Origin of the sequence: Nocardioides sp. CPCC 206348, assembly GCF_048654705.1 — a bacterium.
Taxonomy (GTDB): domain Bacteria; phylum Actinomycetota; class Actinomycetes; order Propionibacteriales; family Nocardioidaceae; genus Nocardioides.
Genome location: NZ_JBMCZA010000215.1, coordinates 65,643 through 90,849, shown reverse-complemented (window position 1 = coordinate 90,849; position 25,207 = coordinate 65,643). Strand labels below are relative to the sequence as shown.

General features: G+C 69.1%; 23 protein-coding genes. 4 read left to right on the top strand and 19 right to left on the bottom strand.

Annotation, left to right across the window (positions count from 1 at the left end):
• A complete protein-coding gene (locus ACOADB_RS23235; RefSeq protein ID WP_378604294.1) occupies positions 1 to 738 on the top strand; it encodes a hypothetical protein in 738 nt (245 codons plus the stop codon).
• Positions 731 to 2,341 carry a phytoene desaturase family protein gene (locus ACOADB_RS23230; RefSeq protein WP_378604291.1) on the top strand — a complete coding sequence of 537 codons (1,611 nt, stop codon included), beginning with the start codon at positions 731 to 733 and terminating at the stop codon, positions 2,339 to 2,341. Before ACOADB_RS23235 ends, ACOADB_RS23230 begins: the two co-directional genes overlap by 8 nt.
• A 2-nt stretch (positions 2,342 to 2,343) precedes the next feature.
• Here the strand turns inward: ACOADB_RS23230 and ACOADB_RS23225 are convergent, their stop codons facing one another.
• Genes ACOADB_RS23225 through ACOADB_RS23200 form a run of 6 tightly spaced genes read right to left on the bottom strand, consistent with a single transcriptional unit; the run spans position 2,344 to position 9,270 of the window.
• Positions 2,344 to 3,018: a tyrosine-protein phosphatase gene (locus ACOADB_RS23225; protein WP_378604288.1), complete on the bottom strand. Its 675-nt coding sequence runs from the start codon at positions 3,016 to 3,018 to the stop codon at positions 2,344 to 2,346.
• Entirely contained in the window at positions 3,015 to 4,625 is a 1,611-nt protein-coding gene (locus tag ACOADB_RS23220) for a PEP-utilizing enzyme (RefSeq protein WP_378604285.1), read from the bottom strand. The genes ACOADB_RS23225 and ACOADB_RS23220 overlap by 4 nt, the downstream gene beginning before the upstream one ends.
• Positions 4,622 to 6,064 carry a pyruvate, phosphate dikinase gene (locus tag ACOADB_RS23215; protein WP_378604282.1) on the bottom strand — a complete coding sequence of 481 codons (1,443 nt, stop codon included), beginning with the start codon at positions 6,062 to 6,064 and terminating at the stop codon, positions 4,622 to 4,624. Before ACOADB_RS23215 ends, ACOADB_RS23220 begins: the two co-directional genes overlap by 4 nt.
• Positions 6,061 to 6,678 (bottom strand): hypothetical protein, encoded by a 618-nt coding sequence (locus ACOADB_RS23210; protein WP_378604279.1) that lies wholly within the window; start codon positions 6,676 to 6,678, stop codon positions 6,061 to 6,063. Before ACOADB_RS23210 ends, ACOADB_RS23215 begins: the two co-directional genes overlap by 4 nt.
• Before the next feature lie 13 nt (positions 6,679 to 6,691).
• Complete coding sequence (locus ACOADB_RS23205) at positions 6,692 to 7,621, bottom strand: DUF7065 domain-containing protein (protein WP_378604276.1); 930 nt, start codon at positions 7,619 to 7,621, stop codon at positions 6,692 to 6,694.
• Positions 7,618 to 9,270: a PEP-utilizing enzyme gene (locus tag ACOADB_RS23200; RefSeq protein ID WP_378604273.1), complete on the bottom strand. Its 1,653-nt coding sequence runs from the start codon at positions 9,268 to 9,270 to the stop codon at positions 7,618 to 7,620. The genes ACOADB_RS23205 and ACOADB_RS23200 overlap by 4 nt, the downstream gene beginning before the upstream one ends.
• 100 nt (positions 9,271 to 9,370) lie before the next feature.
• Here ACOADB_RS23200 and ACOADB_RS23195 point away from each other — a divergent pair, with 100 nt between their 5' ends.
• Positions 9,371 to 9,985, top strand: a complete 615-nt coding sequence (locus ACOADB_RS23195) for a TetR/AcrR family transcriptional regulator (RefSeq protein ID WP_378604270.1) — start codon at positions 9,371 to 9,373, stop codon at positions 9,983 to 9,985.
• Positions 9,986 to 10,039: 54 nt separating this feature from the next.
• On the opposite strand, the gene ACOADB_RS23190 is transcribed toward ACOADB_RS23195, so the two are convergent.
• From ACOADB_RS23190 to ACOADB_RS23130, 13 genes are all read right to left on the bottom strand, one after another.
• On the bottom strand, positions 10,040 to 10,657 hold the full coding sequence (locus tag ACOADB_RS23190; RefSeq protein ID WP_378604267.1) for a TetR/AcrR family transcriptional regulator: 618 nt from the start codon (positions 10,655 to 10,657) through the stop codon (positions 10,040 to 10,042).
• Positions 10,654 to 11,697 carry a spirocyclase AveC family protein gene (locus ACOADB_RS23185; RefSeq protein WP_378604264.1) on the bottom strand — a complete coding sequence of 348 codons (1,044 nt, stop codon included), beginning with the start codon at positions 11,695 to 11,697 and terminating at the stop codon, positions 10,654 to 10,656. Before ACOADB_RS23185 ends, ACOADB_RS23190 begins: the two co-directional genes overlap by 4 nt.
• Positions 11,694 to 13,325 carry a phytoene desaturase family protein gene (locus ACOADB_RS23180; RefSeq protein WP_378604261.1) on the bottom strand — a complete coding sequence of 544 codons (1,632 nt, stop codon included), beginning with the start codon at positions 13,323 to 13,325 and terminating at the stop codon, positions 11,694 to 11,696. The genes ACOADB_RS23185 and ACOADB_RS23180 overlap by 4 nt, the downstream gene beginning before the upstream one ends.
• Positions 13,326 to 13,330: 5 nt before the next feature.
• Positions 13,331 to 14,464 carry a spirocyclase AveC family protein gene (locus tag ACOADB_RS23175; RefSeq protein ID WP_378604258.1) on the bottom strand — a complete coding sequence of 378 codons (1,134 nt, stop codon included), beginning with the start codon at positions 14,462 to 14,464 and terminating at the stop codon, positions 13,331 to 13,333.
• A complete protein-coding gene (locus ACOADB_RS23170; RefSeq protein ID WP_378604255.1) occupies positions 14,461 to 15,303 on the bottom strand; it encodes a CbbQ/NirQ/NorQ/GpvN family protein in 843 nt (280 codons plus the stop codon). The genes ACOADB_RS23175 and ACOADB_RS23170 overlap by 4 nt, the downstream gene beginning before the upstream one ends.
• Positions 15,303 to 17,042, bottom strand: a complete 1,740-nt coding sequence (locus ACOADB_RS23165) for a nitric oxide reductase activation protein NorD (protein ID WP_378604252.1) — start codon at positions 17,040 to 17,042, stop codon at positions 15,303 to 15,305. The genes ACOADB_RS23170 and ACOADB_RS23165 overlap by 1 nt, the downstream gene beginning before the upstream one ends.
• A gap of 173 nt (positions 17,043 to 17,215) precedes the next feature.
• Positions 17,216 to 18,493, bottom strand: a complete 1,278-nt coding sequence (locus tag ACOADB_RS23160) for an NAD(P)/FAD-dependent oxidoreductase (protein WP_378604249.1) — start codon at positions 18,491 to 18,493, stop codon at positions 17,216 to 17,218.
• On the bottom strand, positions 18,490 to 18,693 hold the full coding sequence (locus tag ACOADB_RS23155; protein ID WP_378604246.1) for a ferredoxin: 204 nt from the start codon (positions 18,691 to 18,693) through the stop codon (positions 18,490 to 18,492). The genes ACOADB_RS23160 and ACOADB_RS23155 overlap by 4 nt, the downstream gene beginning before the upstream one ends.
• Positions 18,694 to 18,792: 99 nt before the next feature.
• Positions 18,793 to 20,103: a phytoene desaturase family protein gene (locus ACOADB_RS23150; protein WP_378604243.1), complete on the bottom strand. Its 1,311-nt coding sequence runs from the start codon at positions 20,101 to 20,103 to the stop codon at positions 18,793 to 18,795.
• Between the two features lie 14 nt (positions 20,104 to 20,117).
• Positions 20,118 to 21,284 (bottom strand): acyl-CoA dehydrogenase family protein, encoded by a 1,167-nt coding sequence (locus ACOADB_RS23145; protein WP_378604240.1) that lies wholly within the window; start codon positions 21,282 to 21,284, stop codon positions 20,118 to 20,120.
• Between the two features lie 2 nt (positions 21,285 to 21,286).
• Positions 21,287 to 21,985 carry a hypothetical protein gene (locus ACOADB_RS23140; protein ID WP_378604237.1) on the bottom strand — a complete coding sequence of 233 codons (699 nt, stop codon included), beginning with the start codon at positions 21,983 to 21,985 and terminating at the stop codon, positions 21,287 to 21,289.
• Between the two features lie 16 nt (positions 21,986 to 22,001).
• Positions 22,002 to 23,222 (bottom strand): enoyl-CoA hydratase-related protein, encoded by a 1,221-nt coding sequence (locus tag ACOADB_RS23135; RefSeq protein ID WP_378604234.1) that lies wholly within the window; start codon positions 23,220 to 23,222, stop codon positions 22,002 to 22,004.
• Positions 23,223 to 23,342: 120 nt separating this feature from the next.
• A complete protein-coding gene (locus tag ACOADB_RS23130) occupies positions 23,343 to 23,942 on the bottom strand; it encodes a TetR/AcrR family transcriptional regulator (protein ID WP_378604327.1) in 600 nt (199 codons plus the stop codon).
• Between the two features lie 108 nt (positions 23,943 to 24,050).
• Here ACOADB_RS23130 and ACOADB_RS23125 point away from each other — a divergent pair, with 108 nt between their 5' ends.
• A complete protein-coding gene (locus tag ACOADB_RS23125) occupies positions 24,051 to 25,199 on the top strand; it encodes a phosphotransferase (RefSeq protein WP_378604231.1) in 1,149 nt (382 codons plus the stop codon).
• Positions 25,200 to 25,207: the final 8 nt, after the last annotated feature.

The following is a 25,207-nucleotide window of genomic DNA, read 5'->3' as shown; positions in this document are numbered from 1 at the left end:
ATGGACGAGATCGACACCCGACGCCGCGTCCAGGTCGCCATGGCCTGGTGCGGGCCGCTGTTCACCCTGTGCCTCTTCGGTGGTTGGGGCCTGCTCGGGGGCTTCATCCCGCTGGTACCGGCCACCGACTCGGCGGCCGAGGTGGCCGAGCACTACGCAAACAACCAGTCACTGCACCTGACCGGCCTCACCATTGCGATGGCCGGCGCGTTCCTGACCCTGCCGTTCTCCCTCGTGGTCAGCATGCAGATGCGACGCGCGGAGAGAGGCTTCCCGGTCATGTCCGTGCTGCAGTTCGCGTCCGGGATCATCGTCACGATGGTGCTGACAGTGCCGATCGTGTTCTTCATGGTCGGCTCGTTCCGGCCGGAGCGGCCAGCCGACATCACGCTCGCCTTCAACGACCTGTCCTACATCCTGCTGATCATCCCGTGGCCGCCCGTCGTCGGGCAGCTCGTTGCCATTGCGCTGGCCACCCTCGGCGACCGCTCCCCCGATCCGGTCTTCCCCCGCTGGGTTGCCTGGTTCAGTCTCTGGCTGGCCTTCCTGGTCCTGCCCGCAACCCTCATCGCGTTCTTCGCAGACGGTGTCTTCGCCTGGACCGGGCTGATCGGGTTCTGGATCCCGGCTGCGGCCTTCGGTGCCTGGTACCTCGTCATGACCTGGGTCCTCCTCCGCGCCATCCGCCACGAAGCCGCCACCACCACTGCCACCGAACTGGAGCTCTCCCATGCCTGACCCGAAGGCACCCGCCGACGTCCTCGTCATCGGCGCCGGCCACAACGGCCTGGTCGCCGCCTGCTACCTCGCGAAGGCCGGCATGACGGTCGAGGTCGTCGAGGCCTCGCCCACCATCGGCGGGATGATCTCGACCAACCCGATCTTCCCCGACGCCCCCGGCCACCTGATCAACGAAGGCGGCATCCAGGCCTCGCTCTTCCGCTCCTCGGGCATCGAGGACCACCTGGAGCTGAAGAAGTACGGCTTCAAGCAGATCATCGCCGACCCGTTCCACGTCCACCTCGACCCCGAGGGGCCGTCACTGGCGTTCTGGCACGACCCGGCGAAGACGGTCGAGGAGCTGCGCCACTTCTCCCCCAGGGACGCCCGCGCCTACGAGGCCTTCGCCCGCTCCCTCGACGCCGCCATGGACCTGGCGATTCCCTACATGAACGGTCACCCGCTGCGCCCCGGCTCCGAACTGATCCGTGAGCTGCCGAAGGCGCTGAAGAAGCGCAAGGAGCTGCTGCCGCTCACGACCTTCCTCACCACGTCGCACAAGGAGTTCATCGAGGAGCGGTTCGACACACCCCTGCTGCGGGCGGCCCTGGCCTCGATGCCGCCGTTCTGCTGGATGACGCAGGACGGTACGGCGTGGGCACTGATCTACATCGCGATGTGCCACCGGACGAACTCCGCCCGCTTCCAGGGCGGCACCGGCGCGCTCACCAACGCGCTCACGCAGTGCCTGATCGAGCACGGCGGCTCGGTGCGCGTGAACAGCCGGGTGTCCGAGCTGGTCATGCGCGGCGACACCGTGGCCGGCGTACGACTGGACAACGGGGAAGAGCTGCTCGCGACGACGACCCTCGCGTCCTGCAGCCCGAAGGCCACGCTGGCCCAGCTGCTGCCCGAGGGCACCCTGCCTGATCACCTCGAGCGGAGGGCGCTCGCGATTCCGACCAACGTGCTGGAGACGACGACCCTCAAGATCGACGTCGCGGTGTCGGGTCGGCTGACCATGCCCCGGCACAACGCGTGGCGCAAGGACGGCCTCGACCTGACCGAACCGATCGTGAGCTGGCAGACCTACGAGGACCACCTCGACGCATGGAACAGCGCCGTACAGCGGGTCTATCCGGAGAACGAGTGCTTCATCGGCATCGTCCCGTCGCGCCTGGACCCCACGCAGGCACCGGACGGCCAGGACACCTTCTGGGCGTGGTCCGGCATCTTCCCCCGCAACCCGAAGGTGCCGTGGGAGGAGATGCGCGAGCAGATCGGCAACAAGGTCCTCAAGGAGTCCTCGCTCTACTACGAGGGCCTCGACAGCATGGAGATCAGCCGACGGGTGATGTCAGCGCCCGAGCTCGAGGAGCGCTTCAACGTCCCGGACGGCAACGTCTATCACGTGGAGCCAGTCGGGATGCGGTTCGGCGGACTCCGTCCGGCGCAGGGATTCGGTGGCTACGAGACCCCCGTCCCCGGCCTGTGGATCACCGGCGCCGGCACCCACCCGACGGGCGGAATCTCCGGCCTGCCGGGCAAGAACGCCGCCGAGGCGTTGATCCGCGCCAACCGAGACGGTGCGCTGACGCGGTTGAAGAAGCGTTTCGCCTGACGTCAGGTGAGGCGGCGGAGGAACCGGTCGATCCCGGCGTCGCTGGCCCCATGCGCCAGGAACCAGCCGCGCGGACCCTCGGGGTGGCCGGTGACGTCGGCGATCACGAGACCGATCGCATCGGCCGGTGTCGCCGCCCACTCGGGTTGCCAGTGGTCGGCGTCGATCGCGCCGCGGTCCACCAGTCGGGCGAGCACTCCCGCCATCTCGGGCTCGGTGCGCTGGTAGTCGGCGACGACCTCGTCCTTGGGGACGCCGACGAGCAGCAGCAGCGCCGCGATGCTCGCGCCCGTGCGGTCCTTGCCGGCGGCGCAATGGAGGTACGTCGGTCCGTCGCCGATCAGGTCGAGCAGGCCGGCGATGCCCGGTCCGGCCTTCGCGACCAGGTCGCGATAGACGGCCAGCAGGGCTCCGTGGCGCGGCATCGCGCCGAGCTCGGCGGCGTCGAACAGCTCGCGAACCACCCGCGTGGTCCCTTCCGGCCACGTGTACGGCGACCGGGCTCGCTCCTTCGCGGACCGCAGGTCGATCACGGTGGCCGGCGGCCAGGTCACGTGCGCCGGTGGCTCGTCGCCGTCGTACAAGGCATCACCGCGGAGCAGCACTCCGCTGCGGGTGACGCCGCCGCCGGTCAGCGGCAGCCCACCGACGTCGCGCACGTTGACCGGACCAGTCACCCGATCACCTCGACCGTTCCCGCGTCGCCGTCCAGCCGCAGCAGCTGGCCGTCCTGGATCCGGTGGCTGCCCGTCTCCGTGCCGCACACGCAGGGGATGCCGAGCTCGCGCGCCACGATCGGTCCGTGGCTGAGCAGCCCGCCGTGGTCGGTGACCACACCGCCCGCGACGAGGAACAGCGACACCCAGCTGGGGTCGGTGGTCTCGCAGACGAGGATGTCGCCGTCGTCGAGCTCCACCTCGTTGGGATCGCGTACGACGCGAGCCCGGCCCTCCACGACACCGCCACTGGCGGCCACGCCGGTCACCACATCACCCAGAACAGCAGCCGCACCCGCGCCGTCGCCGGCCTTGACCACGTCGGGGACGCCGGACCAGGCGTGGGGGAGCCGCAGTCCCTGGCGGACGTCGTAGTCAGCGGCACGGCGGGCGACGAGGTCGCGCTGGTCGGTGCTGACCCCCGCGACCAGCTGGTCATGGCGCAGATGGAAGACGTCGTCACGCGCGGCGATCACGTCGCGCTCGACGAGGATCTCGCCGAGACGACGGGTCGCCGCACGTGCCACGTCGAAGGTGAGCAGGTAGCCGGCCTTGCCCTGTTCGCGCAGGGCCAGGAACCGGGACGTGACCCGCAGCAGGAACGCTGTCGGTCTGCGCTTCAGCCGCGGGGTCGCCGTCAGCAAGGTGGCAATCGCCTGCTCCCTCACCGCCACCTGCGCTGCACTCCGCACCTTCGGCGACCGGGGCGATCCTGGCGCGATGGCGCGGTAGTCGTCGAGCCGGGCCAGGATGGGCGCCGGGTTCTCCCGCCAGACCGATCCGGCGAGCTGGCCCTCCCCCGGCCCGTGGTAACCGTGCCGGTCGGAGAACTCCGTCATCGTGATCTCGCCGTGGGCCAGCGCCCAGAGGTCGTGGGCGACCTCGTTCTCGTCGGACCCGACACCCGAGAGCAGCTGGCCCTCGAGCCCCTCGTGGCCGGCCGCCTTCGCCGCGTCGGCGACCTTGTCGGCGAAGCTGGAGCTGATCATCGCGACACCCATGTGGATCGACATGACGTCCTCGAACCGCTGACGCGCGTCGTCCAGGAGGGCCAGGCAACCAGCCTCGTCGAGGGTGGCGATCCGCGGGAGCTGCTCCAGCCGCCAGCGCCGCAGCTCGGCGAACATCACGTCGTGGCGCCTCGGCACCCCGATCAGCCAGCGCGGTGCGCGGGCGATGATCGCCGGGTAGCGGTTGCGCACGTTGGCGTCGACGGTCTCCGGCCGCACGAAGCCGAACAGCTGCTGCTCCACGGCCGACGCAGAGGTGCCCGGCATGACGTCGGCGATCTCGCGGAACTTGTCGATGTTGCCCGCCCCGCGGCCCGCGAAGACCGACCAGAAGCAGTCGTCGATCTGCGTCGGGACGTGGACGTCAGCATCGGTGTAGACGCCCAGGTCGCGGAACATCCGCCGGAACGCCAGCTCCATCGGTCCGAAGGTGAAGCTGAGACCGAACGCAGTGAAGACACCCGGGAACGCCTCGGCGACGTTGCCGGTGGTCCAGGTCGTCTCCGCCCGCGGAGCGGGGGTGTCGAGCAGGTCGATCATCTCGTCGGTGGCGGTCATGCCGTTCCTTCCTCTTCGCGCCAGGCGCGCAGTGTCGCCAGTACGGGGTCATCAGATGCGGTGGGAGGTTCGACCCGGAGCACCCCGAGGTGCACCGCGCCGTTGTTCGCGTCGACCGTGACCACCTGTCCGGCGAGGCCCATCAGGCTGTCGATGCCCGTGCCGACCACGCACGGGATCGCGAGCTCACGACAGACCACGGCGGCGTGGGAGGTCGAGCCCCCGATCTCGGTCAGTACGGCGACGGAAGCGGCCATGCCGGCGACGTCATCGGGGTCGGTGGTCGGCCGGGCGAGGATCACGTCCTCGCCGTTGTCGGCGCGGTTCTCGGCCTCGTCGGCGTCGGTGACCAGCACACCGGTCGCGATGCCGGGGCAGGCCGGCTTGCCGACCGCAACCGGCGGTGAGGCGAGCAGGTCGGCAGCGGCAAGATGCGGCTGGAGAAGGGCGCTGACGTCCTCGGGACGGATCCGCTCGAGCGCCTCCTCCCGCGTGATGACGCCAGACTCGGCGAGGTGCACGGCCGAGCGAACCGCGGCCTCGGGCGAGCGCTTCGCCGGACGTGACTGCAACAGCCACAACTTCCCGGACTGGACGGTGAACTCGATGTCCATGACGTCACGGCCCTCGGCTTCAAGGGTTGCGGTGGCCTCCATCAGCTGCGCATGCACGACAGGCTGGGACGCGGCCAGCGCGCCGAGCGGCAGCGCGTCGGACCGACCCGACACGACGTCCTCGCCCTGCCCGCGGGCCAACCATTCGCCGTACACCTCGGGGCTGCCGGTGAGGGGGTCACGCGAGAACAGCACCCCGGTGCCGGAGTCGTCATCGAGGTTGCCGAAGACCATCGCCTGCACCGTGACGGCCGTGCCGCCGGTGTCCGGGATGTCGCGCGCGGCGCGGTAGGCGACCGCTCGCTTCGAGAACCAGCTGTCGAGCACGGCGCAGACCGCGAGACGCAGCTGCTCCCACGGGTCCTGCGGCGCCGTCGTACCGACGACCTTGACGAACTGCTCCTCGAAGCGGTGCCGGGTGTCGGCGGCGTACGACGGGCTGCCGGTCTCGGCCGCGAGACGCTCCTCGATGGCTTCGTTCATGCCGAGGTTCAGGACCGTGTCCATCATGCCGGGCATGCTGTTCGATGCCCCGGAGCGCACGGAGACGAGCAACGGCAGCGCGCCGCCGAAGGTCCGACCGACCGCAGTCTCGATGCCGGCGACCGCGGCCACGACCTGCTGCCAGATCTGCTCGTCGAGGCTCCGCCCGGCGCGGTGGTAGTCACGACAGACGTCGGTGGTGACCACGAACGCCGGCGGCACCGGGATGCCCAGGCCGAGCATCTGCTGGATGCTCCATGCCTTGCCGCCGATCTCCTCCCGCGTGTGACTGCCGCCAGCGGCGAGCGCGACGACAGAGCTGGTCAGGGTCGGCGCGTTCACAGCGCCCTCCCGGCGGCGGCCTCGTCGGCGCGGGTAAGCCCGGCCAGACCGATCAGGTCTTCGTGGAGCTCGAACCACACGGTGTGATAGCTGTCGGCAAGGGGCCGCGCGAACCAGCTGTGGTCACCTTCAGCGATCTGTGCGAGCGCGTGACCGAAACGGGCGGGGTAGTGCCCCAGCCGCGGGGCGAGCTCGACGAAACGCGCCAGTAGCGGAGCGAACGCCGCGTCCAGGCTCACGAGGTCATCCACGACGGCCTGGTCGTAGGCCGGGTCGGTGTGGTCGTTCGGGGTCGTCGCGTCCTTGAGCTGCCAGCGGGTCATCAGCCCCTTGAGCGCGTCGTTGTGCTCGTCGAACTCGTGGTAGCCAGCCACGAGTGCCGGGGCGTCCACGCCGGCCCGCTCCTCGGCAAGCCGCGCGTCGAGGGCTGCCCGTCCGCCGGCGGTGAGCTTGAGGCGCTCACGCGCCTCCTCGACGTGCCCGGCGTCCTGCAGGTCGGCCAGGATCGGCGCGGCCGCGTCGGCCGACAGGCCTGCTGCGGCGGCGAGGTCTTCGGGCTTCGCACGGCCCTTGAGCCGGACGGCCTGGAAGAGCCGGAGTGCTTCGTGGTTCATGGGTGTCTCCTGATCAGTACACGCGGTGGACGATGCCCTGCTCGAAGAAGCCGGCACCGGTCCCTCCGTCGAGCTCGAGCTGCATGAAGTCGTCGTAGGTGCCGAAGGCCGGTCCGTCGGTCTCGGCGCCCATCGGCACGAAGAAGCCGGCGAGGCGGTCGGTCAGCGTGACCACCCGCACCGAGCCGTCGGCCAGGGTCAGCGTCCCGGCGAGGAACTGCGCCGCCGCCGTACGACGGAAGCCGATCTCCGTGATCGAGTGCGACCCGTCCGCGTCGATCACGAACCCGTCGGCCTTCATGACGCCGTCGGTGCCGAGGAACTTCATCGCCGTCACGAACACCTGGTCGTCGCCACCGTCGAAGACGCCGACCAGGCCGGCGTACTCGGCCCACTGGGCCGACTCGTCGCGGAAGCCCCAGGTGCGGTCCCGCATGCCGAAGCCGTCGACGTCGTACTGCACGCCCACGGCGTCGAAGGTGCCGACCAGGCGGCAGGCCTGCTGGAAGTGCTGCAGGGGCTTCCCGGGCACGAGCGCCGGGATCAGGTCGGTCGTCGAGTAGTCCGCCGGCTGGTGGATCGGTGAGTTCTGCAGTCGTGCAACCAGGTCAGGGTGGTCAACAGTGATCGTGCCGTCCAGGCCGAACGAAATGCTCTGACTGGTGAAGGTGCCCGGCTCGAGATCCTCGATCACCTCGACGACACGGCCACCCTCGCCTCCCAGCAGGACAGAGCAGCGTGCGCGGCGGGCGCCGGTCCCGTTGGGCGACGTGGACACGTGGAAGGTGCCGAAGACCTGGCGCTCGACGTCCCAGAAGGACAGATAGCCGTTGTCCTTCCACACCGGATCGCCCGGGCCGGCCTCGTCGTTGTGGATCGGCTCGGCGAGCGGTCCCCAGAGGGTGGCGGCGGGACTGGCCGTCGTGGCGGTCGTGGCGGTCATGCGAGTGCTCCTTCTTCTTCGGTGGTGGTCAGCGAGGCCCGTTCGAGGACCTCGACGGTGCCGGCCCGGCCGTCCACGCGGACGACGTCGCCGTCACGCAGGGCGCGGGTGCCGTTGCCGGTGTTCATGACGCAGGGGATGTCGAGCTCGCGGGCGACGACGGCCGCGTGGCTCATCAGGCCGCCGATGTCGACGACGAGGGCGCCGGACAGGAACATCAGTGACACCCAGGCGGGGTCGGTGGTGTGGGCAACGAGGATGTCGCCCTCCTCGATCTCGACATCCGACGGATCGTGGGCAACGACGACCTTCCCCTTGACGATGCCCGGGCAGGCGCCGATGCCGGTCAGGGTCAGCGCTCCGAACGACTCGTCCGCCAGAACGACCGCCTCGGGCTCCGGCTGCCCGGTCCACGCCGACGGCACCGTCAGCTGCTGGAACTCGTGCCGCTGCGCCTTGCGCGCCTCGACGGTTGCCCGGAGGTCGGGTCGGTGGCGGAGGAACGGATCACCGAGCTCCTGGACGGTGAGGTACGTCGTGTCGTCGGCCTCGTCGAGCCGGCCAGCAGCAACCAGGTCGGCGCCGACCTGGCGAGCAGCCGCACGGAGGACGTCGAGGCTCTGCAGGTAGGCCACCTTGCCGACTCCCCGCAGCGGGATGAAGCGCCGTGCCAGGCGCAGGACGAGGCGTGCCCTGAGCCGACCCGTTGCGCCGCCGGCCGCGGCCATCACGGCGGCCTCGGCGCGGGCGCGCCCGGCCCGGTGGTCGGCATCGCGAGCGTCGGGCGCCTCGTGGTCGGGCTTGCCTGCGTACTGGGCAACGATCCGTCGTACGGGCTCTGGGTCCTCACGCCAGACGCGGGTGGCGACCTCACCCTCCCCCGGCCCGTGGTAGCCGTGCCGGCGGAGGAATTCAGTCAACGACAGCGACCCGCGCGAGACCCGCCAGAGGTCCATCAGGACGACGTTCTCCTCGTGCGGCGTGCCCCGCAGCAGGGTCGACGCGTCAACACCTGCGGCATCGGCGAGCTTGTCGAGCTGCTCCTGGACCGGCTGGATCGCAGCCGCGCTGATCAGGGCCTGGGCCGCGAGGTTCTCCGCGAACCGGCGGTCCGCCTCGATGACGAGGCGCTGGCTCGCCGCGAGATCCAACCCGTTCACCCGGGCGATCTCGACCCGCCACCATGCGTCGGTCCGCGCGCGCAGCTCCTCGATGCGGCGGGCGATCGTGGCGAAGGTGCGGGGGTAACGCGCCAGGATGAAGGGGACCCGGCGCAGCGACGGGTTGCTCTCGTAGCCGGGAGGCACGTAGCCGAAGAAGTCGCGGGACAAGGCCTCGCCACTCTGTCCGGGCACGAGGTCGCCGATCTCGCACAGGAAATCGACACGGACGGCCATCCGCCCGAAGAAGGCGTTGGTGATCCGGTCGGCCGGGTCGGCCGGGATCTCCTTGCGCGCCGTTTCGAGCACGCCCATGGCGTGGAACGGCAGGCGCAGTCCGGTCTCGCTGGCCGGGACCCAGGCGCTGGCGGTCAGCGGTGTCATCACGCCCGGCACGGCCTCAGCGAGGTTGACCGAAGACCAGGACGAGCCCGGCTGTGCGATCGCGTGGAGGACGGCGACATCCTCGTCGGCGGAGAGTTCCAGCATCTGACGCATCCTTCGTTTTTAATAACCTCTAAAAACGAATGTACGCTGTACAGTTGGCCTTGGCAAGCAGATTCTGAGACCAGGGTCACGAGAGGAAGTCATGGCACGCATTGCAGGGCTCGACGTCCCAGGGATCGTGAAAGCGGCGCTGACCATCGCCGACCGCGACGGCCTCGACAAGCTCACGATGCGCCGACTCTCGGCCGAGCTCGGGGTCACGCCCATGGCGACGTACCACCACGTCAGCGGCAAGGAGGAGCTGCTCGACCTCGTGATCGACGAGTCGATCGGCCAGCTCGGCTTCGACCATCGCAGCGACGACCCGGAAGCAGCCATCATCGACTGGTTCGTGCGCCTGCACGACCTGCTGATCGAACACCCGGCGATCGCACAGGCGTCAGCGGGTCGCCAGATCGTCGGCCCGCAGGCGAGCACGGCAGGCTTGGCCCTGAGCCGGATGGGAGAGCAGGTCTGCCACGACCTCGACCGCGCCGCCCAGATGGTGGTCGCCGCTTTCTGGCTCACGCTCGGCAGCGGCCTGCACCGCGCCTCCCGCTACCCCGGCGGCTACGGCGCCGAGGACCTGTCCGATCCCGGCGACCCGGGCTCCGAGACCGAGACCGCCCTGCGGGCGCGCGTGATGGCCACCGCCGGCAGGAGCGACCAGTTCCGCCACAGCCTCACCCTGCTGATCCGCAGCCATCTCCACCCCTGATGCGGCCCGCGTCTCATGGGCGAACCCACCAACCGGGTCGGTGCCGATGTCAGGTCAGGGGCGTTCGCGGTAGTCGATGACCCGCCAGACGACCTCGGTCACGGCGTCGACGACCCTGACCTCACTGTCGGGGTCCTCGATCATCTGGCGCGCACAACGCTCGAACATCCACGACAGGACACGTCCCAGGGTCTCGACGTCCCCGACGGGTCGCCCTTCGAGCTCCCACCGCGTGCGCATCAGCGCGGCGCCCATGTCACCCACCTCGTCGATGGCGTGCACCCACACCTCCCGCATCGCGGGATCCTGCTCTGCCAGCCGGACGATCGCGTGCAAGAGTGGGGCGTCCTCGGCCCACCGGCGAGCCATGTCGGCGACGATGACCCGCATCTGCTCGCGGCTCATCGTCGGGTCGGAGACGAGATCCGCCCCGATCTCGAAGCGCTGCGCGACGATCCGCTCGGCGAGCTCGGCGATGATGTCGCGCTTGTCCTTGAAGTGGAGGTACAGCGTCGCGCGTGACACCGACGCCGCCTTGGCGATCTCCGCCATCGACATCGCATGGAAGTCCACGCCGTCGACAAGGAGCTGCTCTGCCGCAGCGATGATCAGGGCCCGGGTGGCGCGACGGCGCCGCGCCCCCGCCATGGCCTGCACAGATGTGCTGGTCACTTTCCTCCCGTTCCGTGCTGGAGCTGGTCAAGGTGCTGCGAAGGGCAGTCCGGCTTTCCGTCGACACCGCAGAATGCGCTGGGGCTGAGGTACGACGGCAGGTCGACGTAGGTGTCTGCCGTCATGGTCGCCGCGGAGTACGGCAGGAAGTAGCCCAGGGCCGCGGCCGTGCAGAAACCGGTGACCGCCATGAACGAGGTGGCGTGACGCCGAAGGGGCGAGAAGCCGAGGTCGTCGACGCCCCGCTCGACGGCCGATCGACCCGTCGCGTCGACCGAGTCCCGCAGCCACGTCACCATCGTCGCGAAGACTGCCGCGAAGAGCGCCTGGTAGAGCGGGAACTGGTAGATCTCGCCGGCGAACAACGAGAACTTCTCGGGGACCCCGGGGAACATGTACAGCTGGGGGTAGACGATGAACACCATCTCGACGACGACGTCCGCCAGGGCGAAGGTCACGAAGAGGATCGCGTAGAGAGTGGCGACGCTGGCTCTCCGCATCCGGGCCCTGAGGAGCCTGAGGACCTGGCAACCGCCCATCGCCGCCAACAGCCCGAAGTACATGTACAACGGCTGGGCCCACAGCAGGCCTTCGGCGAATCGTTCCTGCCCAGGGCTCGGATAGCCCGGCATGAATCCCGCCCACGAACCGAAATTGACCGCATGGGCGTTCATGGCGAAGGCGGGGTTGAAGACGTTGAGGATCGGGTCGACGTAGTAGGCGATCATCATGCCGAGCAGGATCTTGCCGTCGATGGGCACTCGCCTCTCCCGACGCCACGGACGCACGACGAACCAGCCGATCATCGCGACGCTGACCACCACGCTCACGACCTCGAAGGTCCGCAGGTACCAGAGGAACCGGTAGTGGTCCTCGCCCGGGTCGACGCGCTGGAAGTCGCCGGAGAAGACCCAACTGATCCAGGCGTACGCCGCGAGTGCGGTCACCAGCACCCCGAAGGCCGACCAGAAGACGAGCGCCCCCGGCTTGCGTTCCAGCACGGCCGGGTCCGACTCGGTGGCGGGCGCGTGGGTCGTCATCGCCCCCACCGGTTCTTGAGTCGCGCAGAGATCGGGCGCCTCAGCACCTCACGGGCCACCATGTAGCCGGGCGCGCCGGTGATGCCCCCGCTCGGATGAGCACCGCTCGCGCCGAGATAGAGACCAGGGACGGGCATCTCGTAGCCGGCCAGGCCGCGCACCGGCCGCCGCGGGCCGCCCCTGCTCAGCACCATGTCCACGTGCGTGATGTTGCCACCTGTCGCACCGACCTCGCGGGCGAAGTCCTCATTGTTGAGGACCTGGCGCCCGATCTCGAGGGTCTCCACGCCGTCGTAGAACTTCGCGAGCTTCGCCACCACCGAGTTGCCCGCCCGCTCGCGCAGGGTGACGCCGTCCGGGCCGGCGGCATCCCACGGCTCCTCCGGCGCGTACGGCGCGACGGCGAGGTAGCAGTAGAAGTTGTCCTGGCCATCGGGAGCCTGGCTCTGGTCGTTGCCGGTGGGAATGACGTTCCACATGCTCCAGTCGTCGTCGTACGGCAGCAGGCCCGCCTTCGAGCGCGCGAACGCCCGCTCGATGCCGTCCTCGGTCGCCAGGACATGCATCGGCAGTCGCAGGTCGAGGTCGTCACCGCGACGCTTCTCGTAGCGTTGGAGCGAGAGTCGCCCGCTGAAGGCCAGGTCGACCTTCATCTGGCCGTAGCCCCCGTTGCGGACGGGGATGTTGTCGACCCGCTTCTCGAGGATCGGCTCCAGCGTTCCCCGCGGCAGCAGACGACCCAGCGCGGTGTGCGGATCGCACGCGGCGACGACCGCTTCGGCCGCATGGAAGGCCTCGCCGCCCCGGAGACGCACCCCCGCGGCCCGCCCTCCGTCGAGCAGGATCTCCTCGACCGGTGACGAGACCCGAACGGTGCCGCCGACCGATTCAAGGCGCCGGGCGAGGGCGTTCGGGAGCGACTGGATGCCACCGACAAGGTGCTGGTGAGCGTGCCGGTGCTGGTTCGCGAGCCAGAGGAACCCGGCTCCACTGCCGTCGGCAGAGTTCGGCGTGGTCGAGCCCGCCGCCGCATGCAGCGCATTGCGGACAACTGGATGTTCGAAACGCTCCGCGATCGCCTCGACCACGGAGCCGGTGGCTAGGGCCGCGACGTCACCGAGGTGCTTCCGGTGACGAGCCGCGTGCCTTGCCGTCCGCGCGAGGCCGGGAAGGTCGAGGCGTCCCGGGTTGGTCACGAAGTAGGACAGGGCCACATCGCTGAAGGCCTTCAGCAGATCGGCGAACTCGAGATAGGCCCGAGCGTCCTTGCGGGAGAACCGGGCGATGTCATCGGCCGTGGCCTGGGGGCTCTCCCAGAAGGCGAGCGACGCGTCCTCGGGGTCGAGATAGACCAGTCCGGGGTCGACCCGAACGCGCTCAAGTCCATGCTTGTCCAACTGGAGCTCCGTCGCGGCAGGGAAGGAGTCCCAGAAGAACGGGTCGAACGAGTAGGGATGCGCCAGGTGATCCGGGGCTCCCGGGATCGACTTCCTTGATGCCGTGAAGCCGCCGATCGTGCCGGCCGCCTCCAGGACCAGGACACGACGGCCCGCGTCGGCGAGGTAGTTCGCCGCCACGAGGCCGTTGTGGCCGGCGCCGATGACGATGACGTCGTACTCAGTGCTCATTGCCGTCACCGGTCCTGGTCCAGGAAGGGCGCCTTGGGGACGTCGATCCCCGGAGGTACGACGAGCTCACCGTCGGGCCCGATGACGATCGACTGGTCACCGCGAGGGAACGGGACTCGCGGGTCCGGGCAGGCGACATCGCTCCACGGACCGCACATCTCGGTGACGAAGTAGGAACGCTCCTGGACGTCGTCGGACCAGGCGTCGCCGCGGAGCGCGATCATCGCGTTGGGCACGTGGTAGAAGACGAAGAAGATGCCGGTGATCGCACCAGAGACTGCGAAGAACCGCAGCCAGCCCTTCGCACCGTTGGAGACCCGCAACTGGTCGATGCCGCGCTCCGCGAAGCTGCGCCCCTGGTCGTCGCGGAAGTAGCGCATCGCACCCCAGGTCGTGTACAGCAGGCTGGCGGTGATGCCCTGGTAGACGGGGAAGGCGTAGTAGTGCCCCGCGTTCAACGTGACCTCGTGGATCGCGGAGGCATACGAGTGCGAGCCCATCACCATGAAGGCGGCTTCCCACAGCGTGCCCACGACCATCATCGGGACGAAGGCGATCAGCCACATGCTGACCGGGCTGATGCTGGGCCACCGCTCGCGCGTCTTCCGGAAGATCCAGTTGACGATGATCACCATCAGGAAGAACGCACAGGTGTAGACGCCGGGCAGCCAGAGGAGCGGTTGCGGGATCTCCGTCGGGTTCGGCGACATCCAGCCGGGGACGTGACCCACCCAGGACCCGAGGTTGATGAAGTACGCGTTGTAGTTGAACCCGGGTGTGAAGTAGTTGTAGAGCGGGTCCGACCACCACATCACCGCGAACGACAGGACCATCAGGCCGTCGAACGGGATCGAGCCCGTCCGCAGGCGCGGGCGGATCGCCTTGAACCAGATCAGGGCCAGCATGCCGGCGAACAAGCCCCACTGCTGGATGCCGAGCACCACCTTCATCCAGGTCGGCACCGGCGTCGGTCCCGTGCCGACACTCTCCGGCTCCCCGGCCGCGACCCAGGCCACGATCAGGTAGGCGGCGAAGGCCAGGAAGGCGAAGCCGAGGCCAGCCCACCAGGAGATGGCACGGTTGCCCTTCGGGGCCTCCGACTCCTCGACTGGTGATGAGCGGAACAGGTCGGTCGTCATCGGGATTCTCCGGTCTCGTAGGTCGTGATGAGTGCGACGAGGGACGCCATGAGTCCCTCGTCGTCGGTGAGTGGCGAGGCAATGGCAGCGGTGCACGCGTCGGTGAACCCGAGCCCCTGGACGATCAGGGTCGCGGCGGACACGAGGGTGCGGGTCGAGGCGACCTCGCGCAGCCCGATGGCGTCGGCGCGACGGAGCGCCTGGGCCAGGCGCACCAGGTCCTCGACAGGCTGCCCCTCGAGGCCCGTTTCGCGACGAACGACCTCCCTCTCGACCTCCGGGGAGGGGAATCCGAGGTCGATGGCCACCATCCGCTGCCGGGTGGACGGCTTGAGGTCCTTGAGGACGCTCTGGTAGCCGGGGTTGTAGGAGACGACGAGCTGGAACCCGTCAGCCGCCGGGACGGTGACACCTCCCAGGCGTTCCAGGCTGAGCTGGCGCCGGTGATCGGTCAGCGAGTGGATCGCGACGATGGCGTCAGCTCGTGCCTCCACGATCTCGTCGAGGTAGCAGATCCCTCCCTCGCGGGCCGCCGTCGTGAGGGGGCCGTCGACCCATCGGGTCTCCCCACCCGTCAGGACGAACCGCCCGAGCAGGTCGGACGCCGTCATGTCCTCGTGGCACGACACCGTGTGCAACGAGCGGCCGAGCCGAGCCGCCATGTGCTCGACCAGACGCGTCTTGCCGCAGCCGGTCGGACCCTTCAGGAGCACGGGAAGGCCAGCCCGAGCGGCGGCCTCGAAGACCAGCACCTCCGTGCCGACCTCTCGGTAGTACGGCCTCGGATCTTCTGTGGTCAGCGCCAGAGCCGGCGGGGTCAGGACAGTGTCGGTCACCATCAGGGCCTCCTTTCGTCGTTCGTCTGGCCAGCGCGGAGCGCGACCTGGCCGAGTGCGTGGGTCAGCAGGGGCGCGATCTCGCCGGCGAGACGGTGCGGGTCGCGCGCGATGCGGTGGCCGTCGGCGCCCCACAGGTCCTGGAGCGCGTACGACGGCCGGGCCGACAGAGCGACGCACGCGACTCCGCGGCGGCGTGCCTCCGCAAGTGCCCGGGCAGTGTCCGCCGATGCGTACCCGCCCTCGTACCCGTCGTCGTACGCGATGCCGTCGCCGATGACGACGAGCACCCGGTGCCGAAGACCTGGCTGGTCGGCGAGCATCGCCGTGCCGTGCCGCAGCGCCGCACCGAGCCGGGTGAAGCCGGACGGTGACAGGCCCCAGAGACGCTGCCGTCCCGCGGCGTCCCAGCGGTCAGAGAACCCCTTGCACCGGAGGAACCGGACGTCGTGGCGACCGCGGGTCCGGAAGGCGTACGTCGCGGCGTGCACGTCGAGCGAGTGGAGAGCACCAGAGAGAACATCAGCAAGGAGGCGGTGCTCGTCGAACAGGGTCGTCTCGCTGCGCGGGCCGCTGGTGGACTCGGTGGCGTCCAGCAGGACCAGGACTCCGATCTCTCCGGCCCGACGCTGCTCACCGACGTGGACCCTGGGGTCGGGGGTGTACCCGGCGGCAAGCGCGACCTGGAGGTCGACAGCCGCCGTCAGGTCGATGTCGGGGCCGTCGAGCGATCGTGGCCGGCGAGCCCAGGACGGCGCGACGCGCATCAGGCTGCGCGCGACCGCTCTCTCCTCGGTGGACATCCGCCTCGGCGCCGGGGCGGCGGTCGCGGTGGTCCCGGACGGGTCGAGCGTCGCGACCGTGCACCACGCCGGGCGGTGGGCCCCACGGACGACGTCCCACTCCGGGTACACGTGCCCGACGACCGAGGTGGTGGCGGTGGCCATCAGCGAGGGAGGCAGGGCACTGACGGGCACGGCACCGACCGGCGGTCGACCCGAGCGACGGCTGACACCACCTCCAGTTGCGAAGCCAGTCACCCCCGAGCCTTCCGAGCGGCGTGCGCCGAGCATGTTCTGGAACGCGCGACCGACGGGCCCGGAGAACGGGCCGGCGAGCTTCTCCAGCAACGTGCTGCGCTCGCCTTCCTCGTCGGCGTCGTCCTGCGACGGCTCGGCCTGTTCCCGAAGGGAGACCGCGAGCTCGGCCTGCGACGGCGGATCCGCCGGGTGGGCCCGGGCACGCCGACGTACGGAGTCGAGGTCGAGGTGTCCGCACCAGCGAGGCAGGTCGGGCGCCTGACAGACGGCCAGTGCCCGGTGAGCCGATTCGCGCGACGATGCTGTCGCCGTCGTGACACCGAGGTCGCGGTCGATCAGCATCGCGAGCTTGCCCGGGAGCACCTCGCGGAGCTCGCGCCGTGCTCGTCCCAGCTCGAGCGCCAGGAACTGCCGATGGGCGTCAGGCGACGCGCCCCTGAGCAGCTGGACGACGTCTGGCACGAGGCTGCCGACAGCCACCAGGCTCGCCTGTGCCATGACGAGGAGCTCCACCTCGTGGTTCGACAGCTCGGCAGCGTCCGGGCCGAGCGTGATGCTCCAACCGTCCGAGTGAGTCGGCCTGCGCCCGAGGCGGAGCTCGACGAGGCGGCCGGCCACGGCCGAGGCGAGTAGAGCGACCGAGGTGAGCGGGTCGGCCGGACCCCCGACACGGGGCGGGTGCAGAGCGGTCGTCGTACTCATCGCACCTCCTCCGGAGCCGTTTTGGACGGTGTGTCCAAAGCAGTGTCACCGTAACAGGGGAGAGCGCCGGACCGGAAGAGTTTTTTACGACCTCATCGAAAAAAGAAGAACGGCAGGGATCCGATCAACCTGCTGCTTGATCAGATCCCTGCCGTTCCCAGCCGGGTCAGGAGTCAGACGGCGGCGAGCTTCTCCTCGTGGGCGATCCGGCGCTTCTCGGCGAAGGCGAGGGCGTCGTCCCAGGAGCCGCCCTTCATGATCTGCACGCGGTACTTCATGATCTCGGCCTGGCCGTTGACGGTCAGGGCACCGATCAGGCGGTCACCGCGGCGGTAGAGCGCGACCCAGCGCGACCCCGCACCGGGATCGCCGTCGACCAGCACGACCTCGTCGGCCTCGGGCGAACCCACGAACTGGATCCGGACGTCGTACCAGTCGGACCAGAAGTACGGCACCGTCCCATAGGGCTTGGCGTTCTCGGGGTCCAGCGCGTTGCGTGCAGCGGCGGCGCCCTGCTCGGCCGCAGCCGTCCAGTTCTCCATCCGCTGCCGCTCGCCCAGGGTCGGGTTGACCCAGCTCGCGACGTCGCCCGCGGCGTAGACGCCCGGCACGCCGGTCCAGAGGTTCTCGTCGCAGACGATGCCCCCGATGTTCTTGTCCATGGTCAGGCCCGAGCCCTCGAGCCAGCCGACGGACGGGATGACACCGATGCCCACGACGACGAGGTCAGCCTCGATCGAGGTGCCGTCGGCGAGGACCACCCGCTCGACCTTCCCGTCACCCTCGATGGACGCGACACCCACGCCGCAGCGCAGGCTGGTGCCGTTGAGCTCGTGCAGGGCCGCGATCGCGGCGCCCATCTCGTGACCCGTCGCACGCACCAGTGGCGTCGGCAGGGCTTCGATGATCGTCGCCTCCAGCCCACGCTTGCGGGCCGTGGAGGCCAGCTCGGAGCCGATGAAACCGGCGCCGATGACGACGGTACGAGCGCCGGCCTCGAGCTTGTCGCGTACGGCGAGCGAGTCGTCGAGCGTGCGCAGGGGGTACACACCGTCGAGACCATCGGTCCCCGGCAACAGGCGGGCGTGGGCGCCGGTGGCGATCACCAGGGCGTCATAGGCGATCTGGTCGCCCCCGACGGTGACGCGACGGGCGACGGTATCGAGAGCCGTGGCCGGTGACCCGAGCCGTACGTCGACGCCGAGCTCGTCACGCAATGTCTCCTCGGTGCGGAAGAACGGCACCTCGGCCAGCTCACCGGACTCGTCCGCCGCACCAAGGAAGGCCTTCGACAGCGGCGGCCGGTCGTACGGCAGGTGCTCCTCGGCGCCGATCAGCACGATCTCGCCGTCGAAGCCGGTCTTGCGGGCGGCCTCGACCGCGCGCAGGCCGGCAAGCGAAGCGCCCACCACGACCAACCGGCGCGGGTCCGTGCCCACTGCCAGGCTCACAGCGAGACGATCTTCAGCGCCTCGGTCGGGCAGCCAGCGACGGCCTCCTCGACCTCCTGCAGCTCGCTGTCGCTGATCTCCTCCTTGAGGACGAGCAGCTCACCGTCGTCGTTGACCTCGAAGAAGTCGGGCGCGAGCGACTCGCAGATCCCCAGGCCCGTGCACTTGTCGAAATCGACCGTCACACACTTCATCGTCATCTCACCTTCTCGCTGGACTTCCTTGCCACCATCATAACTCGACTTATGTTCGGTGGCGAGACTTCCGTATCGTCTTTTTTTCTGCTCGTTAGAAACAGTTCAGGCAGTGGCAGGGACGAACGCCGCGGCGATCTTGGCGACCACGATCTCGGCGGTCTCCGCGCAGGCGGTCGTCCCGCCGTTGGCGTACTCCTTGACCGCGTCACCGACGTTCCACAGACCGGCGAACGGGGTGTCGTGGGACATGTCGAAGCCCGCCACCGCACGCTGCGGCGGCCAGCCGTCGCGCGTGGTGACCTTGCTCAGGATCCGGGCGCGCTCGTCGAAGCCGGGGATCGTCTCCCGCAGGTCCTCCATCAGCAGGCCGTACTCGGCATCCTCGTCGAAGTCCCCGACCGACGGCTTCGGGACTGCCGTGCCGACATACAGGTGCCAACCCGCGGGGGCCATCTCCGGGCAGCTGTCGGTGAAGTTCGCGATGTACGCCAGGCGGCGCGACGTGGCGAAGCTGAGCATCCCGGGAGCTTCGATCAGCCGCTCCTGGCTGGCGAAGTTGACGGTGATCATGGCCGTCGGACGGTCGTTGCGCTTGACCGTGTCCTGGTAGTCGGCCGGCACGTTGGCCTCGCCGAGCAGCGCCAGGGTCGCGGCCGGGCCGATGTTGCTGACCACGACGGGCGCCGTGATCGTCTCACCGCCCGCCAGCACCACTCCGGTGATCCGGTCGCCATCGAGGGTGATCTGCTCGACCTCGGTCGAGAGCCGCACCGTCCCGCCGTCACGCTCGATCGCGCCGGCCAGTGCCTTCCAGACGCCGATCGAACCCTCGGGGTGGAAGCCGAAGCGCTTGAAGGCGCTCTTGCGGGTGAAGTAGGTCAGGAACACCCGGGCCGGGAGGTCCTCCGAACCAACGGCGAACACCGACGCCGCCATGTTGCGGAAGATGCCGTGCACACCCTCGTTCTTCGTGTACTTCGACAGCCAGTCCTGGAGCGTGATCTGCTCCTCCGGGAGGCCCTCGTCCTTGCGGGCCGCGCCGATGCCGCCCACGACCTTGGCTCCCTGACGGGTCAGCTTCTGGAGCAGGAAGCCCCAGCCGCCACCGGTGACGTCGACGTCCTTGCCCTTGATCCGGTAGAGGATCGGCGGGCTGGGCTCGCGGATCTCCCACGGGATGTCGAGCTCCTCGAAGGTGCGCTCGGTGATGCCGCCACACTCGATGACGATGGCGCCGTCATTGATCTTGAAGCCGTCGACGTCCGTGGTGGACGCGCGACCGCCGACCTTGTCGAGACGCTCGACGACCAGCGTCCTGTACCCCTGGTGCTGCAGGCGAGCGGCGGCGAACAGGCCACCAGCGCCGGCCCCGATGATGATGGCGTCGTACGACGCCGGGTTGGTCTGATTCATTGCAGGACTCCTGATCAGTAGGACCGCGGCAGGCCGAGCGAGGTCTGCGCGACGAAGTTGAGGACCATCTCCCGGCTGACCGGGGCGGTCCGCATGAGGCGGGTGACGAACCAGAGCTCGGAGAGGCCGTACTCATGGGAGAGGCCGTTGCCGCCGTGGGTCTGGATCGCCTGGTCGAGAGCCTTGAGCGCCGCCTCAGCGCCGACGAACTTGGCGATGTTGGCCGCTTCCGCGACCCCGGCATCGCCCTCGTCGTAGAGGACTGCGGCGTTCTTGGTGGCGAGCCGGGCCACCTCGACATCGATGTGGGCAGCGGCCAGCGGGTGGGCGATTCCTTGGTGCTGGCCGATGGGCGTGCCCGCCCAGACCGCCCGGGTCTTCGCGTACTCGGCGGCCTTCTCGATCGCGTAGCGGCCGACGCCGGTGGTGATCGCGCCGACCAGGATCCGTTCCGGGTTGAGGGCAGCGAAGACCTGCCGCAGCCCTTGGCCGGCTTCGCCGACGAGCGACTCGGGACCGACGTACACGTCGTCGAGGAAGACGCTGAACTGCTTGTCGGGCGAGACGATGGAGGTGTCGATCCTCTGGTAGCTCAGACCCGGGGCATCGGTCGGGATGACGAAGATCGAGAGACGCTTCTTCTCCGGTGTCGACAGGTCGGCGTCGCGAGCCACCAGCAGGAGGGCATCGGACTGGTCGATCGCGGAGATGTAGTACTTCGAGCCACTGATCCGCCAACCGTCCCCGTCGCGGGTCGCCGTGGTGGCGACCTCATGGCTGTTGGAGCCGGCGTCAGGCTCGGTCAGCCCGAAGGCGACCTTCTTCGTGCCGTCGGCGATGCCGGGGAGCCACTCCTGCTTCAGTGCATCGGACGCATGGGTCGCGAGGATCGAGCCGATCATGGCGGGCGAGATCACCCACACCAGCATCGGCATGCCGTGGGCGGCGAGCTCCTCGACCACCACGACGGCTTCCTGCATGCCGGCTCCCCCGCCGCCGTACTCCTCGGGGAGGTGGACGCCGAGCAGGCCGGCCTGGCCCAGCTCGGCCCAGAGCTCGGTGATGTCCTCGTTGTTGCGGGACTTCTCGAGGAAGTACTGCTGGCCGTAGCGGGCGCAGATCTTGGCGACGCTCTCGCGGATGGCGCGGTGGTCGTCGCTGTCGCGGATGAGTCCGGGCACGGTCAGGCTCCTTGCAGGGTGGGCTCGAGGACGAGCGTGTGGTTGGCGCGACGGCACGCCCAGGACATGACGAACAGGAAGACGGTGTAGGTCGTCAGAGCCAGCCAGAACACGAAGATCCCGTTCCAGGCGAAGGGACCCGTCTTGAAGAAGAAGGCGAGCACGTCGGGGATGAAGGAGAACGCGACGAAGAAGTTCAGCCACGCGACCCAGCGCGGGAAGGTGGCCGTCGTGTCGCGCAGGATCGCGATCCCGATGGCGACGTTCTGCACCATGAACGGCGCGATGCCCGTGAAGAGCATCAACCACGCGAGGTCGTTGAGCAGCACGATGTCGCCGGGATCGCGGTCGGTCCGGAACGCAGCGATCGCGAAGATCAGCTGCGGGAACATGTTGATGACCATCGTGGCGGCGGCCGTGACGAGCTGGAGGAACGCCAGCAGGGGATTGGCCCGGTCCATCCGGTAGAGGTGGAGGGAGATGAGCGCCAGCATCGGCAGCATCAGCACGACGCCGATGGAGGAGATCACGAACCCGGCCTTCACGCGGTTGGCGTCGTCGACGAAGAACGCCACGATGTCGGCGGTCGACTCGCCCGGGCCCATCGGCAGGGGCAGCATTCCGGCGACCAGCCACCCGGTCAGCGTGACCAGGACGGCGATCGGGCCGGTCACGGCGGCGTAGTCAGCGAGCTTCTTCAAGGGTTCTCCTGGATGATCAGAGGCCACGGAATGCCGGGCGCTGCTTGGTGAGAAAGGCGTCGATGGCGCCGCGGGCGTCCTCGGTGCGGGCCGAGGTGACGAGAGCTTCGACCTCGGCGTTCAGTTGGTCAGGGAGGCTGCGGTCCCACGATGCGCGCAGCAGGGCACGCATCTGCGCAAAGGCGCGCGTGGGTCCAGCCGCGAGACGGCGCGCGATCTCCTCACCCCGAGCGCGGGCGTCAGCGGTCGGCGCGATCTCTGAAACCAGGCCCCAGTCGTAGGCCTGTTGTGCGGTGATCGGCTCATTGAGGAGGTAGGCACGAGCGGCGCGGGCCGGGCCGATCCGGCGCGGCAGGTGCCAGGTGCCGCCGCCGTCGCCGCTCAACCCGATGGCAGCGAACGCGGTCACGAAACGTGCGTCCTCGGCCGCGACGACGATGTCGGCTGCATAGGCGAAGCCGATGCCACCGCCGGCCACCGCACCTTGCGCCACCGTGACGATCGGCGCGTCCAGAGTGGCCAGCACCTGGAAGGCCAGGTGGAAGGGCGTCGTCATCTGGCGCAGGGTCGCACCGAGGTCGTCGCCGGCCTGCTCGGTGAAGTACCCGATGTCGCCGCCGACCGTGAGGTCCGGCCCCTCACCGCAGATGAGTACGGCGCGGACGCTGGTGTCCCCGGCGATCCGGACGACAGCCACGAGGAACTCGTCGGCGAGACGCTGGTCGATGGCGTTGCGGTCGTCAGGCCGGGCCAGGCAGAGCGTGGCGATGCCGTCGGCGACGGTGAGGTCGATCGTCTCGAGGTCGTCCTGGCTGGCCGATTCGCCCAGAGCGGCGAGGAATCGGGCTGAGTCGGTCAACTGGGTCAGGCCGCAGATCAGGCCGTCACGGAGCTCCCAGAGGTGGATGAACCACGCCTCGAAGGGCGTGCCGCTTGCTCGGCCCTTGCCACGGTAGGTGCCCTGCACCTGGAGCCGACCATCGGCCAGCTCCGTGAAGACCTGGTCTGACGCCCGCACCCGCCAGTGGGTGCCGATGGCGAACCAGCCCTCACGAATCATCGCGTCGGGACCGTGGTGTTCGCCGCCGATGCCGAACGGCAGACCCGGCGTCAGCCGGCCGACGAAGTCCGGGGTGAGCGCCTTCTCGATGCCGGCACGATCTCCGGACGCCAGGGCGTCGTACAAGCGCTCGACCAGGGCACGGGCCGCCTGGGGCGCCACGGAAATCTCGCTCACCTAATTGAATATAGATTAAATACGCTGACCGCGACAAGCCCCGAGGCGCACAACACAGGGACGCCGGTGCTTCGCACCTGACGAATCGGCTGCGGAACCGGCGAGCTCGCGACAGTCTCGTCAGGTGCGCGGAGCGGGCGCCACGACCCGCGCCCACACGAACGTCAACGTCGCCGAGATGCCCGGGGTCGGCACCCCGGACTCGACGATGCGACGGACATCGCGCCGCATGGCCTCCACCGTTGCTCCCACCATGAACTCGGCCAACGCCTCGACCGAGAGTCCCTCGAGTCCGAGTTCCGGGCCGACGTCGCGGCGCAGGCGATCGGCTGCGCGAGCAGTGAGCTCTTCGACCCACGAAGCCATCAGGTCGGCCGCCTCGGCATCGGCGGCCGACGCCCTCACCACCGCGTCGAGGAGGCGGGCATGCGAGCGCCACAACGCGATCGTCGCGTCGAGCGCCTCCGGGATTCCCGCCGCAGGATCGCCCCCGGCGTGGTCGTACCAGGCGGTGGCGACCGCGATGAACTCGTCACGGAGCTCGTCGAGCGCGGCCCCGAGGACGGCCCCCTTGTTCGGGAAGTGGAAGTAGAACGCTGGCCGGGTGATCTCCGCGCGACGCGTGATCTCGGCGATGGAGATCCGGTCATACGACTCGGCCTCCAGCAGGTCGGTGACGACCTCGAGGATCCGCTGGCGCGTCCGGTCGCCCTTGGTCATCACGGCCCTTGTCTACCGGAGAGACACTCTCCAAGTCATAATTGACGCGCGTAAATTCTTGACCTATGTTTTTGAACACACATTCAAGAACGTCGCTCAGGAGGACCCGTGCTCTCAGCAGTCACCGCTCTCAAGGACGCCGCACTCGGTGCGGCTCCATGGACGCCCGGACACGGGCGCTACGGCCTCGACTCGTTGCACCCCGCGGAGTTCACCGCCGCCCTCGGCGCAGCGACTCCGGACGCTCGCGTCCAGGGGCTCCGGGTCGAGATCGACTCCCGCGGCACGACCGACCGTGCCCGGATCCATCTCGACTGGAACACCGCCGGCCGGGACGCCGGACTGCCCCCGACTGCGTTCGCGAAGGGCACGTCGAGTCAGCTCGCACCGCGAGTGATCGTGTCCGGGTTCGGCTGCCACACCTATGAGACCCGCTTCTTCGAGCAGATCCACCCCGCCGTCGCCGACCTCACCATCACGCCGTACGTCACGCGCTCCGGTGCGGGTGGCCGCTACGTGCTGGCCTTCGAGGACCTGGCGTTGCGCAAGGGAGGCGTCACCTTCTACAACGCCGATGACGAGGCCCCAAAGCAGCACGCCGAAGCGGTCGTCGACCTGCTCGCCACCCTGCACGGCAGGTTCTGGCGCTCACCGCGCTTCGCAGGTGACCTGGCCTGGCTCGAGACCTACGCCCGCCGTCCCGGAGGGACCCTCATGAAGCACTTCTTCACGTGGAGCGAGAAGCGGTTCATGAAGCAGGACCGCGTCGTCCCCGATCCGGTACGCCGCCTGACGAAGACGTACGTCCAGAACCAGCCCGCACTCACGCGGCTGTGGGAGTCGATGCCCCAGACGCTGTGCCACGGCGACACCCACCTCGGCAACACCTACGCGAACGCCGACGGCTCTGCCGGCATCTACGACTGGCAGGTCTTCCACAGGATGAACGGCCTGCGCGACTTCGCGTACTTCCTCATGCACTCGATCCCCACCGAACTGCGCCGCGCGGAGGAGAAGAACCTGCTCGAGCGCTACCTGCAGGTCCTCGCCGACAGCGGCGCCGGAAGCGACGTGCCGTCCTTCGCCGAGGCGTGGGACACCTACCGGCTGCTGACCATCGACGGCTGGATCGCCATCGTCTTCACGCTGGCCGCGGGCGGCATGCAGCCCGATGACCGGATGGAGGTCACTGCGGTGCGCGCGATCAACACCCTCACCGACCTCGACGTCGAGCAGGCGCTCTCCTCGGCCCTGTGACCGTGGGG